The sequence below is a fragment of the Desmospora activa DSM 45169 genome (genome assembly GCF_003046315.1).
Taxonomy (GTDB): Bacteria; Bacillota; Bacilli; order Thermoactinomycetales; family DSM-45169; genus Desmospora; species Desmospora activa.
Window position 1 is genome coordinate 2093913 of sequence record NZ_PZZP01000001.1, and the last position, 14868, is coordinate 2108780.

The following is a 14868-nucleotide window of genomic DNA, read 5'->3' on the forward strand; positions in this document are numbered from 1 at the left end:
CCATTCAATCGCATCGGGACGGCTGTGGCAAATGCCAGCACATCATCAAACAATATGGATAATCAGTCATGGTTTCGATCCCGGTACAGACGGAGGATGGATTCTTGTGCCAACCGTGCAGCCTCGATCGGATCGATCGCCTTTTCCGATTCCCGCTTTTGCGCCAACAGTTCCTGTTCACGCATTAATTGGCGAATGCGACGGATGCAACCATCCACTTCTTCTTGCAAATGGTCCTGGGGCAAATCCATCATACCCAGCTCTGTGATCACCGAAGTCAATTGGTCATCGTCAACCAAGCGGATGAATGCGTGTAACCCCCCGTCGCTGCCTGACCGGTGGTATGAATAAAGGTATGCAGCGATCGCTTCGTGCTCCTCCGTCTGAAAGTCAACCTGAAGACCTTCCATTGCCCTGCCCACATACTCGGGATATTGGAGCAAGATCGCTAACAACCGCCGCTCTGCAATCGCAAGGGACGATCGCGACCGGTTGGAAGCGACCATGTGTTTGCTGCCATGATATCCATTATTCCACTTCCCCTGACCTTTATCCCCCATCGATTCTCTCTTCTTTTTCGACGCCGCTTTCCGTTGTTCCTGTTTGAGGGCATCCAGTGAGATGCCAAACTCCTCGGATAAGCGGCGGAGATAGTGATCACGCTCAATCGCTCGGGGCAATTGTGCCACCACTTCAACGGCCTGAGTCAGATACTGCATCCGCTCATCTTCATCTTTTAGGTCTACATTTTTTTTGAGGGTTTCCAGCTTAAACGCGGTAAAGGGAAGGGCCTGGGCCAGCACCTTATCGATAAATGCTTGCGACCCAAAGCGACCAATATAATCGTCGGGGTCCATTCCATGAGGCATCTGAGCAACCTTCACGATACATTCCCGATTTTTTAACACGTCCAGCCCTCGGTCCGCCGCCTGTTGTCCGGCGGTGTCAGAGTCATAACAGATAATCGCCGTCTCCGCATTACGACGGATAACCTGAGCCTGAGAATCCGTCAGCGCCGTACCCAGGGTGGCCACACCATGTGTCACACCAGCTTGCCACGCTGCGATCACATCCATATAACCCTCAAACAGCACCGCTTGATTTTGCTTGCGAATCGATTTGCGGGCACGGTGCAGATTGAATAAAAATTTCCCTTTATGAAACAAAGGCGTCTCCGGGCTATTTAAATATTTGGGCCGCCCCTCTCCCAATAACCGCCCCCCAAAAGCGATAACCCTTCCCTGGGAGTCGTGGATGGGAAACATCACCCGCCCCCGAAAGCGATCATAATAAGAGAGTACGCCGTTAGCGGAAGTATCTCGTTGGGCGATCAGACCGGCATTGATCAATTCTTCCTCTTGAAATCCCCGCCGTTTAAGAAAGGACAGCAAGAAGCGATAAGAGTCGGGGGCATATCCCAGTTGGAATTCTTCCATTGTGGAACGTTGGATCCCGCGGCGGGTCAGATAGTCCCTCGCCTCCTCTCCATGCTCGGTATTCATCAACAGATGGTGAAACAAGCGCGCGGCCAACTCGACCGCTTCCCGCAACCGCTGCCGCCGTTTCTCCTCTGGATCCGACTCGCCTTCATCCCAACGAGGCAGTTCAATTCCCACCTGTTCCGCCAAATATCGGACAGCCTCGATAAAGGTAAACTGCTCCATTTCCATGACAAACTTAAAGACATTCCCACCAGCCCCACAGCCAAAACAGTAATAAATTTGTTTATCCGGGGAGACAGAAAAGGAGGGAGTGTTTTCAGAGTGAAATGGACAGAGACCGAAGTAGTTGCGGCCGCTTTTTTTTAGCTGTACCGACTGGCTGACCACATCGACGATATCATGATGCTCCCGGATACGGTCGATGACTTCGTCAGGGATACGTCCCCGCATGAAATCACCGCCTCCTAGAAATCCATTTTTCGTTGCCCAGGCAGGGTAACAATCGTACCTATTCGCCGAGATTCGTCAAAATCCTGCATTTTTCCTTCTTTGATTTCACAGGGAAAAGTTGGATGAATGCGGCAAATATTCAACCACACATCCTTTTATTCTACACGATTCCCCAAAACCCTGCCACTGTTTCCATGTGAGAAAATCGGTTGCGTCTTCGATTCATCATCTCTTGTATTATACGCGGATACTTGAAAAAAATCCTTTTCAAAAAGAGGCCCACACTCCTGCTAAACTGGAGAGTGGGAGATGTGGATGTTAACAAACTGGTCGCAGGACGGTCGGGGTGATTATCCGTCTCAAACTCCAGTCGTTTGTCATCAATTTGTTTTTGCTGCTACTCTTTTTCCTGCAGGGTGGCTTGGGCCGCTGCCAAGCGGGCAAGAGGCACACGAAATGGCGAGCAGCTGACATAATCAAGCCCAGCTTGGTGGCAAAAGTGAATGGAGTGCTTTTCACCGCCATGTTCCCCGCAGATACCAGTTTTTAGACTCGGCTTGGCACGTCGCCCTTCCTCCACTCCGAGAGAAACGAGCCGTCCCACTCCGTCGTGGTCCAGCGTGATAAACGGATTTTCAGGCAAAATCTTGCGGTCCAGATACTGATGCAAAAACTTTCCCTCTGCGTCATCACGGCTAAAGCCAAACGTGGTCTGCGTTAAGTCGTTGGTGCCAAAAGAGAAAAAGTCGGCGGCGGTTGCAATCTCTCCTGCGGTTAGAGCGGCTCTGGGCACCTCAATCATTGTTCCCACCGTAAAAGGGATGGGAATGCCGCTTTGCCGCTGCACCTCCCTTGCCACCTCTTCCACCAATCGTCTCATTTCCTTTAATTCATTGATATGTCCCACCAGTGGAATCATAATCTCCGGCTCCACTATGATTCCTGCTTCGATCGCCTGAGCAGCCGCCTGAAAAATCGCTTCTACCTGCATTGCATAAATCTCAGGATGGGTTAAACCTAGGCGGCAACCGCGATGACCCAACATCGGATTAAATTCGTGTAAGGCACGAACCTGACGCAGTAGCATCTCTTTTTTTCGTAAATCCCCCAGGTCGATTCCTTCCATTACCTGCAGTTTGGCAACTTCCAACTGCAATTCTTCCAGGTTGGGCAAAAACTCGTGCAAAGGGGGGTCCAACAGGCGGATGGTGACTGGCAACCCCTCCATCGCCCGAAAGATTCCATAAAAATCCTCACGCTGTAACGGCAACAGCGCTTCAAGGGCCAGTTGTCGTTCTTCTGCCGATTCCGCCAAAATCATGGAGCGAACCAACGGCACCCTGTCCGCATCCATAAACATATGCTCCGTCCGGCACAGACCCACTCCCTCCGCCCCAAATTCACGGGCTTTGGCCGCATCTGCGGGATTATCCGCATTGGTACGTACGCGCAACGTCCGGATCTCATCCGTCCATTGCAACAATCGCTTAAACTCCTCGGACAGTTCGGGATCGATCAGCGGCACTTGCCCGCGGATCACGCGACCGCTGCCACCTTCAATCGAAAGTTCATCCCCTTCCGTTAAAACCTGCCCCTCGATGCGAAGCTCTTTTTTCTTGTGGTCGATGATAGCGTCTTCACAACCACAGATACACGGTTTTCCCATTCCGCGGGCGACCACAGCGGCGTGACTGGTCATACCGCCACGGGTAGTCAACACCCCCTGCGCGGCTACAATGCCGTGAATATCTTCCGGCGTCGTTTCCGGCCGCACCAAGATCACTTTTTTCCCGGTTTGTGCCCACCGTTCTGCGGTATCCGCCTCAAACACCACTTGTCCCGAAGCGGCTCCAGGGGAGGCGGGAAGCCCTTTGGTCAAGACATCCAGTTTTGCTTCAGGATCGATGCGGCGGTGTAAAATTTGATCCAGTTGATCGGGATCAACCCGCATCAAGGCTTCTTCCTTAGTGATGACGCCTTCTTCCACCAAATCGACAGCGATTTTGACGGCGGCATGAGCCGTCCGTTTGCCGGAGCGGGTTTGGAGAAGGTAGAGCTTTCCCTGTTCCACCGTAAACTCAATATCCTGCATATCGCGATAATGCGCTTCCAACTGTCGGGTAATCTGAACAAATGCATCATAGATGGGTGGCATTCGGTCGGCCAAGCGGGCAATCGGCTCAGGAGTTCGAATCCCCGCTACCACATCTTCTCCCTGAGCATTGATCAAATACTCCCCATACAACTCTTTTTCCCCAGTGGAGGGATTGCGTGTAAAGGCGACACCAGTGCCAGAGTCTTCTCCCATATTGCCGAATACCATCATCTGCACATTGACGGCGGTACCCAAATCATCCGCGATACGATGAATATTGCGATAAATACGAGCGCGTTGGTTGTTCCAGGAATCGAACACCGCCACAATCGCACGGTACAGCTGATCGACGGGATCCTGTGGGAACGATTCCCCTGTCTCTTCCGTTACCACTCGCTTAAAAGATTGAATCACATCCATCCAATCATCTGCCGTCAAATCGGGGTCGGCAGCGACTCCGCGCGCTTCTTTTTTCTGTTCGATCACCCGCTCAAATCGATAGGAGGGGATTTCCAACACCACATCCCCAAACATCTGGATAAAGCGCCGATAACAATCCCAAGCAAAGCGAGCATCGCCGGTAAGGGTGGCCAAGCCCGCAACGGTGCGATCGTTTAGACCCAGATTGAGTACGGTATCCATCATCCCCGGCATCGATACAACCGCACCGGAGCGAACGGATACCAATAGAGGGGCGGCAGGATCGCCAAGCTTTTTACCGGAGTGTTTCTCCAGTTCGGATAAGGCACGAGCGATCTCTTGTTTACGCTCATCCGTTAAGGTGCGTTCCGCGTCATAATATTGCAGACACGCCGTAGTCGTAATTGTAAAACCAGGGGGGACAGGCAACCCGGCACGGGTCATCTCCGCCAGGTTGGCTCCTTTCCCCCCCATCAAATGCTTCCAATCCTGTCCACCTTCAGCAAAGGGAATAATCGTGGCCACACTCATAAGTGCTTCCCTCCTTTACGAAGCATATCGAGGATGCTGTTGGCCGTCTCTTCCACCGCTTTATTGGAAACGTCGATAATGGGGCACCCCACCCGCTTCATCACTTTTTCTGAGTACTCCAGCTCCTGCAAAATCCGTTCCATATTGGCATAATTAGCCCTGGCAGTAAGTCCGAGAGACTTTAACCGCTCCCGCCGAATTCCGTTTAATTGATCGGGATTGATCGTCAACCCAATACATTTTTCCGCCGGTACCATAAATAATTCCTCTGCCGGTTCCACTTCGGGCACGAGCGGGACATTGGCCACCTTAAGACGCTTATGGGCCAGATACATGGATAAAGGCGTTTTTGAGGTGCGGGAAACACCGATTAAAACCACATCCGCCCGTAACAGCCCGCGCGGATCGCGGCCATCGTCGTATTTCACCGCAAATTCAATCGCTTCCACTTTACGAAAATATTCATCATCCAAGCGGCGAACCAAACCCGGCTCCCGTTTTGGTTCCCGGCCATACAGCGCGGAGAGACCCTCTATCATCGGTCCCATAATATCCACCACCGGAACCCCTTTGCGATTTGCTTCATCAAGGAGAAATTGGTACAGTTCGCTCACCACCATGGTAAATGCGATCATGCCGTTTACCTCAGCGGCCGCCTGTACCATTTCCGCTATCGTTTTTTTATCATCCACATAAGGGATGCGGCGGATATCCGCCTGACCGCCGTTAAACTGACTAGAGGCGGCGCGGATGACAAATTCCGCCGTCTCCCCCACGGAATCGGACAAAATGAAAATAACTGGTTGATCGGACGCAGTAGTAATCGTTGATCCCTCCCTGACAGTTTAGACTGAAGTACCCTGACCCATCTCTACAAATACTTTTGTAATGGTGGTTTTTGTGATTCGTCCTACAACCTCCAAGCCATCACCTTTTTCCGGCTCTTTGACGACTGGCAAGGCGTCCACTTGGTTACGGATCAGCTTCGTAGCAGCTGTCAATAATGTTTCCTCTAAACCACAGGTGACAATGTTAGGCATACGGGTCATCGCTACACCCACCGGAATATTTTGTAGCGCTTGATTTCCCATTGAGCTTTTTAACAGATCCTTGCGGGAGAGAACACCGGTGAGAATTCCACCTTCCTTCACCACAAACAAGGTTCCTACATCTTCTAAAAACATGGTGCAGATCGCATCGTACACCGACATCTCATCTTGACAGACGACGGGTACCGATTTGTAATCCCGCACCATTAGCTTACTCAGATGTTCACCCAGTAGTTGATTCCCCGATTTGCCGGAATAAAAATACCCCACTCGTGGACGAGCATCTAAAAATCCGGACATCGTCAAAATCGCCAGATCCGGACGCAGAGTAGCACGGGTTAAGTTTAATCGTTCCGCGATTTGTTCGCCGGTGATTGGTCCCTCATCTTTTACGATTTGCAAGATCTTTTCCTGTCGCTGGCTTAGCTCGATTGTCGGACACCTCCTCAATCTTCGTAAATGGCCCGATTCATTGTAGTAGGTGGGATTTTGAGTGGCACAGCAAAGGCACTTCGCTTCAAAATCCCCCCTTCGTTCGAATTATAAAACCGACTTTTAAATATGACATACTTTAGGATAGTAAATACTATATAGTATATACTATATTCCACTATCCTTTTAAGCAAGCATTTTTGTACCTTTTATCGATTCATGGAATAACTTTGGCGCAGTTCATTGTCAACGGACAAAATTCTCTTTAGAATGAGGACGGAACATATCGATTGGAGGAAGGCCTATGTTGTTTTCCAACCCGTTGGCTGCCCGAGTAGAAGCGGACCCTCACCAGGTATCCCTGGTCGGCAAACAGGGTTTACAGTATGTTGAACTTCAATTGCCCAGTACCCGGCATTCATTTGCTACCCATGAGCTGTTCAATCTGCTCAGCTTTAGCCAGATAGAGCCGATTGCATTGCGGGCACCGGAAAATATGGCTTTAGGAAAAGTCCCCCTCAATCTGGAGGATTGGGAGTTTTGGCTGGAAACCGCTGCTGAATTATATGGCGATAGCCCTTATCGATATTTTATTTGTCATGGTGCGGCGGTCACTTTAAATGAGGTGTTTGACTATCTGGATGCCCGGCCCCGCGATTTTAACGGTCTACATGATTACAAAACACAATATGTAGAAACTGTCATCCAACAATTGAACACGTTAGAAAACGTGGCCCAAGCTTTAAACATCAAACTGTTAATCGAAAATGCCCCCATGAGCGGTCAAGAATACTTTGAACCGGGACAGGACTGGATTCACCCCGCTTTACGGACCCCGCGCCATCTGTTGCAGATCGCGGAGGCCACAGGAACGGGTATCTGCTTTGATAGCGCCAATGCCCGTATCACCTCTCACGTTTTATCCTATATGCACCGCTCCCGTAGCCTGTTTGCAGCGGCAACGGAAAAAGAAGTTCTCAATGCCACCCGCACATGGATCGACTTTTACCGGGAGTTGAAAGAGCATACCGCTCTCACTCGCCTTTCCTTCGCCATCAGTTGGGGAGACACTCCGGCAACCCACCATATCCCTTTTCCTGAAGGCGCATATCCGGAGCTGTTGGCATTTGCACAACTTCTTCATCCGGAGCTCCCTGTTATCCTTCCCACCGGCAACAACAAATTGAAGGAAATGATGGAGCCGTTGATGCGCTTGAAAATGCGATAGAAAACCACTTATCGAAGATGTGAAAAGCCAGCAACCAACGACGGGTTGGTCGCTGGCTTAGCCATACTGATGACATTAACCGTCCCTTAAGTTTTGCTCAAATGGCCCGTGATACCTCTGAACTTTTGAGTCAATTAGGAATCACTGAAATTCACCGTCATGTCATTAAATATAGCTTTTAAAAAAAGACTACCCCCTGTTTGGGAGCAGTCTTTTTTTATACGACATCAAGAAGCAAACACCAACTGATTAAAGGCGGCATAGCGACCAACGATGTCGTTAATTTCACGCAGAAGGGCTAGACGATTGCGTCGCACCGCCTCATCTTCCGCCATCACCAGCACATCTTCAAAGAACGTGTGGATGGATGGAGCCAGTTCACTTAACGCATCCAGCATGCGCTCTGTGTCTCGGTCAGCCGCTGCGGTGGCAAAGGTTTCCCGTGTCTCTTGGATCGCATTCCACAAGGCATGCTCCGCCGGTGTCTCAAAGCGACCACTGTCCACTGTACTCTCATCCGTTCCTTGCTTTGCCAGATTGGCCGCGCGACTAAATCCTTCTACTACGGTTTTAAATTCCTCCGCATTGACGCGGGTAGCCAACGTACGGGCTTTATCCAATACCAACTTCGGTTGATCCACACCTGCCGCCAACACCGCATCAATAATATCGTAGCGAATTTCTGCTTCTTGTAGCAATGCTTTTACCCGCAAACGGAAAAAGGATTCCAATTCCGCCCGCACTTCCTCTTCGGAGCGTTTCACCCACCCGTCTGCGGTCAGCTTTTGCAAGGTGAGATCGATCAAAGCCGAAAGGGTCAATGGACTCCAACCCCGTTCAGCCAAGATATGTATCACCCCTGCGGCGCGACGGCGTAAGCCGTATGGATCTTGGGAACCGGTGGGTTGAATGCCGATAGCAAAGGCGGAGACCACCGCATCCATCTTATCGGCGATGCTGATGAGGGTGCCGATGGTTCCCGTCGGCAGACGATCACCGGCAAAGCGCGGATAGTGATACTCCTCGATCGCATCCGCCACCTGCTGGTCTTCCCCCGCTTTTACAGCGTAATCTCGCCCCATTAAGCCGCTCAACTCGGGAAATTCATACACCATCTGCGTCGATAGATCAAATTTGCATATCTCTGCCGCCCGCGCCAATTGCGCTACTTCGGCCTCAGAAAGCTGCAACCGTGCGGCCATTTCCTGCACCCCTGCACGGATGCGGCGGACCTGGTCCCCGATGGTACCCAACTCTTCGTAATAAACCACTTGGTCCAACTTCGCCACCGCAGTCGCAATCGGCAGCTTTTGATCTTCTTCATAGAAGAAGCGGGCATCGGCTAGACGGGCGGAGAGCACCTTTTCATTTCCTTTCGCCACTGTGACAAGGGCATGGTCATCACCATTGCGCACGGTTACAAAATAGGGCAACAGCTTTCCGTCTGCCCCTTCCACCGGAAAATAACGCTGATGCTCTCGCATGGTCGTAATTAAGACGGCTGGGGGTAAGCTTAAATAAGCCTCATCATAGCGACCGAACAAAGCAGTAGGCGTTTCCACCAAATAGGTAACCTCGTCCAACAGATCGGGATCCACCGGGATCGTCCAGCCGTGCTGCTGCTCCAATTGTTCAAGCTGGGAGCGGATCAAGGCTTGCCGTTCCATTGCGTCGACCATCACATGTTGTTGGCGCAGCGTTTCTACATAGGAAGCCGGATGATCCAAATCAACAGCAGCACCGAGAAAACGATGCCCCCGGGTTTGACGTCCGGCGGTTACACCTGCCCAGGATACGGGCACCACTTCTTCTCCCCACAGGCAGACCAACCAGCGAACCGGGCGGATAAAACGGGTGCGGCCACTACCCCAGCGCATCGCTTTTGGAAAATGGATACTGTTCAGCACTGTGGGCAACTCTTCTTGCAGCAAGCTGTCGGTCTCTTTTCCCTCTTCATGCTTTAAAGCGAAGACATAAGTCTCCCCTTTATACTCTTTTAAGGCGAGGCCGGTCACATCTACGCCCTGCTTCCGCGCAAACCCCTGTGCCGCCTTGGTCCAGAAGCCGTCTTCGTCCATGGCGATTCTTTTGGCGGGTCCGCGCACTTCCGCAGCGATATCTTCTTGTTTTGCGGCCACTCCCTTGATCAACAAGGTGAAGCGGCGGGGAGTGGCATAGGCGTTTACTTCACCGTGGGCGATCCGCTTTTCTTTGAGCCAAGTGACTGTCTTCTCCCGCAATTGTTTCAATCCGCCTTCAACAAAACGGGCGGGAATCTCCTCGCATCCGATTTCCAATAGCCAATCCCGTTCAGACATGGGCGTTCCCTCCCTCTTTCATCAGCGGAAAGCCGAGGCGTTCCCGTTCCGCCACATAGGTTTTGGCACAGCGGCGAGCCAATGCCCGCACCCGTGCCAGATAACCGGTCCGTTCGGTGACGCTGATGGCGCCGCGAGCATCCAACAAGTTAAACGTGTGCGAGCACTTCAAAATATAATCATAAGCGGGAAACACCAGATTTTCTTCTAATGCCCGGTTGGCCTCTTCCTCATATTCGTCAAACCAACGAAACAGTTTGGCACTATCGGAAACCTCAAAGGAATACTTGGAATGCTCATATTCCGGCTGTTTAAAAATATCGCCGTACTTCACTCCATGCACCCAGGAGAGATTGTAGATATTTTCTTTATCCTGGATATAGGAAGCCAAACGCTCCAACCCGTAGGTGATCTCTACTGAGACCGGGTCGGCTTCCAGGCCGCCGATCTGTTGAAAATAGGTAAACTGGGTAATCTCCATTCCGTCCAACCATACTTCCCAACCTAAACCGGCAGCTCCCATGGCCGGATTTTCCCAGTTGTCTTCAACAAAGCGAATATCATGTTCCAGAGGGTCGATCCCCAACTCTTTTAAGCTGTTGAGATATACTTCTTGAATATCGTCCGGTGACGGCTTCATAATCACTTGAAATTGATGGTGTTGATACACCCGATTAGGGTTTTCACCATAACGGCCGTCAGCCGGGCGGCGGGAAGGTTCCACATAGGCTGTATTCCACGGTTCCGGTCCCAATGTACGCAAAAAAGTCATCGGATTCATGGTACCAGCCCCTTTTTCTACATCATAGGGTTGGGCCAATACACATCCCCTGGCACTCCAATACGCCTGCAATTTTAAAATAATTGATTGCATCTTCAATCTCCCCCACCTTCAGGCAAATAAAAAAACCTCTTCCATCTCCTTACGAAAGCGATCGCTTTCATAGGGACGGGAGGTTTCCCGCGGTTCCACCCTAATTGACCCGGTAACTCACCGAATCCCCTTCATTGGACAAGCGCTCCAGACCGCCCTTCACCGGATTTGTGTCCGGGCTTGCACCATTCCCGGCTCGCTGAGGTCACAAAGGACCGGCTACTCCCTTCTATCATCGCGCGTAAATTTTACAGCTATATATAATTATATATATACCAAACTGTACCGTTGCCTGTCAATCATTCATCGCGCCAATCCCGCTTCATCCGATCGAGGAAATCCCGTGATTTCAGGGATTGGCCCACATATTCGTCAAGAAAGGCGCGGATTACCTTCTCCAATTGGGTACGGGTTTCCGCTTTTAAATCCACCTCACCGACACGGTCAGGCGTCATCCGTTGCAACAACTTTAACACACGAGCCGTCGCCGCAGAAATGGCGATCGCCTGTCGATCCCGGTGGCTACAATCAAGGCAGAGAAAACCACCCATCGCCACGCTAAAGCGGACCGATCGATCAACGGCCCCACAGTGGACACAACCGTCCAGGCGCGGACGGTATCCCCCGACTTCCAACACCTTTAGTTCAAAAATATGGGTGAGAATATCGGGATCGGCCCCTTCTTCCAACATATCCAAGGTTGTTTCCAGCAGCGAGTATAAAACCGGCTGCACTTCCCTTTCCTCTGTCAGTCTATCCAATAATTCCGTCATGTAGGCGGCCACCGCCGTCAGCGTTAAATCGGAACGCAGGGAGTAGCGCGCACGTTGAATTTCCGCCTGGGAAAGAGTGGCCATACCCGAGGAGCCGGAAAAACAGAGGAACCAACCGGATGTAAAGGGTTGCGTCACCGCTCCCAGACGGCTTTTGGTTTTTTTGGCTCCACGGGCCATTACCGCAATTTTCCCCTGCTCCTGTGTAAACAGAGTGACCACTTTATGGCTTTCTCCGTAATCCCGAGTTCGGATCACAATCCCTTCACATTTTGCCAGCATGGAACAGGTGTCAACCCTCCACCTTCGCTTCCGATTCCCGTTGCCCTCCTTTGTCGCTGCTGTCGGTGTAAGTGATGGCATCCTTATACAAGAGGTATGCATCAATACTGCCCGTCACAGTGAAACATTTCCACGAAAAGTCACACAAACGGTTCATCCTCCCCATCAGAGAAATCGGTCAAACGAAAACTCTAGGAATTAGGATGGGCCGATCGCAGCAGGAGTATAACCAGAATCGGACCGATAAGATTTTCCAAATAGAAATCTACTCTTCGTCGCGGTAGCCAAACTGACGCAGATAAAAATCCTCATTGCGCCAATCCTTTTTTACCTTTACCCATAAATCGAGATACACTTTACTACCCAATAAACGCTGGATCTCGTGACGGGCACGGCGGCCCACTTCTTTTAGCATCGATCCCTGTTTACCGATTAAAATCCCTTTTTGCGAAGCCCGTTCCGTAATGATGGTCGCCCGTACATCCACCAGATCACCCTCATCCTGGCGTGACATCTCCTCCACCACGACAGCGACGGAATGGGGCACCTCTTCTCGCGTCAGGTGCAACACTTTTTCCCGGATCAGTTCAGCGACGATAAACCGTTCCGGATGATCGGTTACATATTCGGAGGGATAATAAGGCGGGCCTTCCGGGAATTCTGCCAAAATCAGCTCCAACAGTTTGCCGGTGTTGTTACCCAGTTTCGCCGAGATGGGAACCACTTCACGAAAAGAAAAACGCGTCCGATATTGATCGATCAGTGGCAACAGCGATTCAGGATGAACCTGGTCAATTTTGTTTACCACCAGGAACACCGGCGTTTTTACCTCTTGCAGCAGATCCATGATAAACTGATCCCCTGCTCCCATCCCTTCTTTGGCATCGATCAAAAACAACACCACATCCACTTCGGCAAAGGTGTCTCGCGCGGTTTTCACCATCCATTCACCCAGCCGTGACTTCGGTTTATGAATACCCGGGGTATCCAAAAAGATAATCTGTGACTCCTCAGTGGTGTAAACCCCGCGAATCTGGTTGCGCGTCGTCTGGGGCTTATCCGACATAATCGCCACTTTTTGCCCCAGCACATGATTTAAGAGTGTTGACTTCCCTACATTGGGACGTCCGATCAACGCTGCAAATCCCGATCGAAACCCGTTGCCCGTCATAACAAATCCCCCTTGGTAAATGCCCCCGGTAATAACTCCCCTACCGATGTCTCCTCAATATCCCCGTATAGGTTGGTCAGATAAACCGGTGTCTCCGCTTGGCAAAATTCCGCCAGCACCTGGCGACAGGCACCACAGGGGGAAACGGGACCAGTGGTGTCGGCGACCACAGCCACCGCAACAAACGAAGTAATTCCGGCAGAGACCGCTTTAAACACAGCGGTCCGTTCGGCACAGTTGGTTAGACTATAGGAGGCGTTCTCAATATTGCAACCCCGGAAAATACGGCCATCTGGAGCGACCACTGCCGCCCCCACGGCAAAGTTTGAATAAGGGACATACGCCTGCTTGCGCGCTTCTATGGCTTCCTCAATCAGTCGGTCTCGCTTCATGGGACCTTCTCTTCCTTCTGTTCGGTGGAATCGCCTGGACTCGCTACTGGCCAGGTGGGAGTAACCACTCCCCCAGAGATAATATATTTTAATCCTTGTTCTACAGTCATTTCCAAAAAGATCACATCTTCTTCCGGAATCATCACCAACCAACCGGAAGTGGGATTGGGTGTGGTTGGCAGAAAAATATTAAGGATGCGCCCTTTCTCTTTTTCTTTTCCTTTTTCCTGCACTTCTCCACTGGAATCTCCTGTAAAAAAGCCCATGGTATAGATGCCATGGCGCGGGTACGGAACCAAAACCACCTTTTTAAAACTGGCTTGATCCCCTTCAAAAGTACTGGTAATCTGCTTGACGGTGGAGTAAATCGTACGGGCCAAAGGGATCCGATAAAAGAGATAGTCCGTATATCGCAACAATCGGGTCCCAACAAAACTGCGGGTGATCATGCCGAACCATGCCAGCAAGAGTAATGTTAAAATCGTACCCACCCCAGGGATGTGGGTCTGAAAAACAATCCCCCCAACCACCAAGGGGAATTCCAAGATGCCCAGCCAATCCAATATATTTGCCACAGCAATGCCCAAGGTAGGATCGATGATCCCAAAGAGCAGCTTTAAAATATAAAGTGTGGCAAGGGTTGGCAATAACGCGATGACACCGATAATGAGGTAGGTGCGAAAACGCTTGAACATTCCTGATGTCGGACCCCTTTCTTTCTCACATCAATTGAAAACCGATCCAAGCGATGACAATACCCAGAATCGTCCCCAGGATGACCGGGTTTTTTCGTGTTTTGATGCGCAACCGTGTCCCGATCAATAGCGCTGTCAAAAACAGAACTAATAAGATAACCAATAAATGACCGGTCATCAGCACCAATGAGGTGGCGATACAACTGGCGAGGGATGTTGTCATACTGGGTTCAAGCTCTGGACGTCCCCAACGGTGCATAGCGCTTTTTAACATTAACGTTAAAAAGAAATCCAGAGTGATTAAAGCGGCCAAACTGATATCAGGTGGATGAGACGATTGTTCAAAAGTTTGAAAGGCAAAAGCGGCCAAATACGGATAAAAAATGCTGACCCCTACCACCACCGCCAACCCGGCACACAACAACACCGCCCCTGCTGCTACATCCTTGGCCACTTTGGCTAGGGGATGAAAGTCAGGGGAGACCATATCAACCACCGCCTCAACTGCGGTATTAAACAGTTCCGCCACCAGCACCAATAAGATGCTGATAAACAGTAGCAAAACCTCCATCTTGCTGAGGGGCAGATAAAGCGCCAAAAGCAGCACGATCAATGCGGCCATATAATGAATCCGCATATTTCGCTGACTTACCAGCGTATATTTTAATCCTTCCAAGGCGAAGCGAAAACTGTGGAGTACTTTCGACCACCACATA

13 protein-coding genes are annotated in these 14868 nt (G+C 50.8%); 1 reads left to right on the forward strand and 12 read right to left on the reverse strand.

What is annotated here, in order from left to right:
• Positions 1 to 62: 62 nt before the first annotated feature.
• The 4 genes from dnaG to ccpN form a co-directional block, all read right to left on the reverse strand.
• Positions 63 to 1892 (reverse strand): DNA primase, encoded by a 1830-nt coding sequence (dnaG, locus tag C8J48_RS10200; RefSeq protein WP_107726472.1) that lies wholly within the window; start codon positions 1890 to 1892, stop codon positions 63 to 65.
• A 397-nt stretch (positions 1893 to 2289) separates the two neighbouring features.
• Positions 2290 to 4938, reverse strand: a complete 2649-nt coding sequence (gene ppdK / locus C8J48_RS10205) for a pyruvate, phosphate dikinase (protein ID WP_107726474.1) — start codon at positions 4936 to 4938, stop codon at positions 2290 to 2292.
• On the reverse strand, positions 4935 to 5762 hold the full coding sequence (locus tag C8J48_RS10210) for a pyruvate, water dikinase regulatory protein (RefSeq protein ID WP_107726476.1): 828 nt from the start codon (positions 5760 to 5762) through the stop codon (positions 4935 to 4937). The genes ppdK and C8J48_RS10210 overlap by 4 nt, the downstream gene beginning before the upstream one ends.
• A 21-nt stretch (positions 5763 to 5783) precedes the next feature.
• Positions 5784 to 6437, reverse strand: a complete 654-nt coding sequence (gene ccpN, locus C8J48_RS10215) for a transcriptional regulator CcpN (RefSeq protein ID WP_107726478.1) — start codon at positions 6435 to 6437, stop codon at positions 5784 to 5786.
• A gap of 286 nt (positions 6438 to 6723) precedes the next feature.
• On the opposite strand from ccpN, the gene C8J48_RS10220 reads away from it, so the two are divergent.
• Positions 6724 to 7647 carry a hypothetical protein gene (locus tag C8J48_RS10220; protein WP_107726480.1) on the forward strand — a complete coding sequence of 308 codons (924 nt, stop codon included), beginning with the start codon at positions 6724 to 6726 and terminating at the stop codon, positions 7645 to 7647.
• A 227-nt stretch (positions 7648 to 7874) separates the two neighbouring features.
• Here the strand turns inward: C8J48_RS10220 and glyS are convergent, their stop codons facing one another.
• From glyS to C8J48_RS10260, 8 genes are all read right to left on the reverse strand, one after another.
• Complete coding sequence (gene glyS, locus C8J48_RS10225) at positions 7875 to 9965, reverse strand: glycine--tRNA ligase subunit beta (RefSeq protein ID WP_107726482.1); 2091 nt, start codon at positions 9963 to 9965, stop codon at positions 7875 to 7877.
• Complete coding sequence (gene glyQ, locus C8J48_RS10230) at positions 9958 to 10839, reverse strand: glycine--tRNA ligase subunit alpha (RefSeq protein ID WP_425430456.1); 882 nt, start codon at positions 10837 to 10839, stop codon at positions 9958 to 9960. Before glyQ ends, glyS begins: the two co-directional genes overlap by 8 nt.
• A gap of 299 nt (positions 10840 to 11138) precedes the next feature.
• Positions 11139 to 11894 carry a DNA repair protein RecO gene (gene recO, locus C8J48_RS10235; RefSeq protein ID WP_107726486.1) on the reverse strand — a complete coding sequence of 252 codons (756 nt, stop codon included), beginning with the start codon at positions 11892 to 11894 and terminating at the stop codon, positions 11139 to 11141.
• Between the two features lie 10 nt (positions 11895 to 11904).
• Positions 11905 to 12051, reverse strand: a complete 147-nt coding sequence (locus tag C8J48_RS10240; RefSeq protein WP_425430457.1) for a YqzL family protein — start codon at positions 12049 to 12051, stop codon at positions 11905 to 11907.
• Positions 12052 to 12159: 108 nt separating this feature from the next.
• A complete protein-coding gene (era, locus tag C8J48_RS10245) occupies positions 12160 to 13065 on the reverse strand; it encodes a GTPase Era (RefSeq protein WP_107726490.1) in 906 nt (301 codons plus the stop codon).
• Positions 13062 to 13457: a cytidine deaminase gene (locus C8J48_RS10250; protein WP_107726492.1), complete on the reverse strand. Its 396-nt coding sequence runs from the start codon at positions 13455 to 13457 to the stop codon at positions 13062 to 13064. Before C8J48_RS10250 ends, era begins: the two co-directional genes overlap by 4 nt.
• Entirely contained in the window at positions 13454 to 14152 is a 699-nt protein-coding gene (locus C8J48_RS10255; RefSeq protein ID WP_107726494.1) for a DUF502 domain-containing protein, read from the reverse strand. Before C8J48_RS10255 ends, C8J48_RS10250 begins: the two co-directional genes overlap by 4 nt.
• A gap of 25 nt (positions 14153 to 14177) precedes the next feature.
• Positions 14178 to 14867 (reverse strand): diacylglycerol kinase, encoded by a 690-nt coding sequence (locus C8J48_RS10260; protein WP_107726496.1) that lies wholly within the window; start codon positions 14865 to 14867, stop codon positions 14178 to 14180.
• Between the last annotated feature and the right edge of the window lies 1 nt (position 14868).

Bases quoted from the DNA above. Each gene is read 5' to 3' on its own strand.
- dnaG (WP_107726472.1), bottom strand. From the start codon at position 1,892: ATGCGGGGACGTATCCCTGACGAAGTCATCGACCGTATCCGGGAGCAT.
- ppdK (WP_107726474.1), bottom strand. From the start codon at position 4,938: ATGAGTGTGGCCACGATTATTCCCTTTGCTGAAGGTGGACAGGATTGG.
- C8J48_RS10220 (WP_107726480.1), top strand. From the start codon at position 6,724: ATGTTGTTTTCCAACCCGTTGGCTGCCCGAGTAGAAGCGGACCCTCAC.
- glyS (WP_107726482.1), bottom strand. From the start codon at position 9,965: ATGTCTGAACGGGATTGGCTATTGGAAATCGGATGCGAGGAGATTCCC.
- glyQ (WP_425430456.1), bottom strand. From the start codon at position 10,839: ATGCAATCAATTATTTTAAAATTGCAGGCGTATTGGAGTGCCAGGGGA.
- recO (WP_107726486.1), bottom strand. From the start codon at position 11,894: ATGCTGGCAAAATGTGAAGGGATTGTGATCCGAACTCGGGATTACGGA.
- C8J48_RS10240 (WP_425430457.1), bottom strand. From the start codon at position 12,051: ATGAACCGTTTGTGTGACTTTTCGTGGAAATGTTTCACTGTGACGGGC.
- era (WP_107726490.1), bottom strand. From the start codon at position 13,065: ATGACGGGCAACGGGTTTCGATCGGGATTTGCAGCGTTGATCGGACGT.
- C8J48_RS10250 (WP_107726492.1), bottom strand. From the start codon at position 13,457: ATGAAGCGAGACCGACTGATTGAGGAAGCCATAGAAGCGCGCAAGCAG.
- C8J48_RS10255 (WP_107726494.1), bottom strand. From the start codon at position 14,152: ATGTTCAAGCGTTTTCGCACCTACCTCATTATCGGTGTCATCGCGTTA.
- C8J48_RS10260 (WP_107726496.1), bottom strand. From the start codon at position 14,867: ATGTGGTGGTCGAAAGTACTCCACAGTTTTCGCTTCGCCTTGGAAGGA.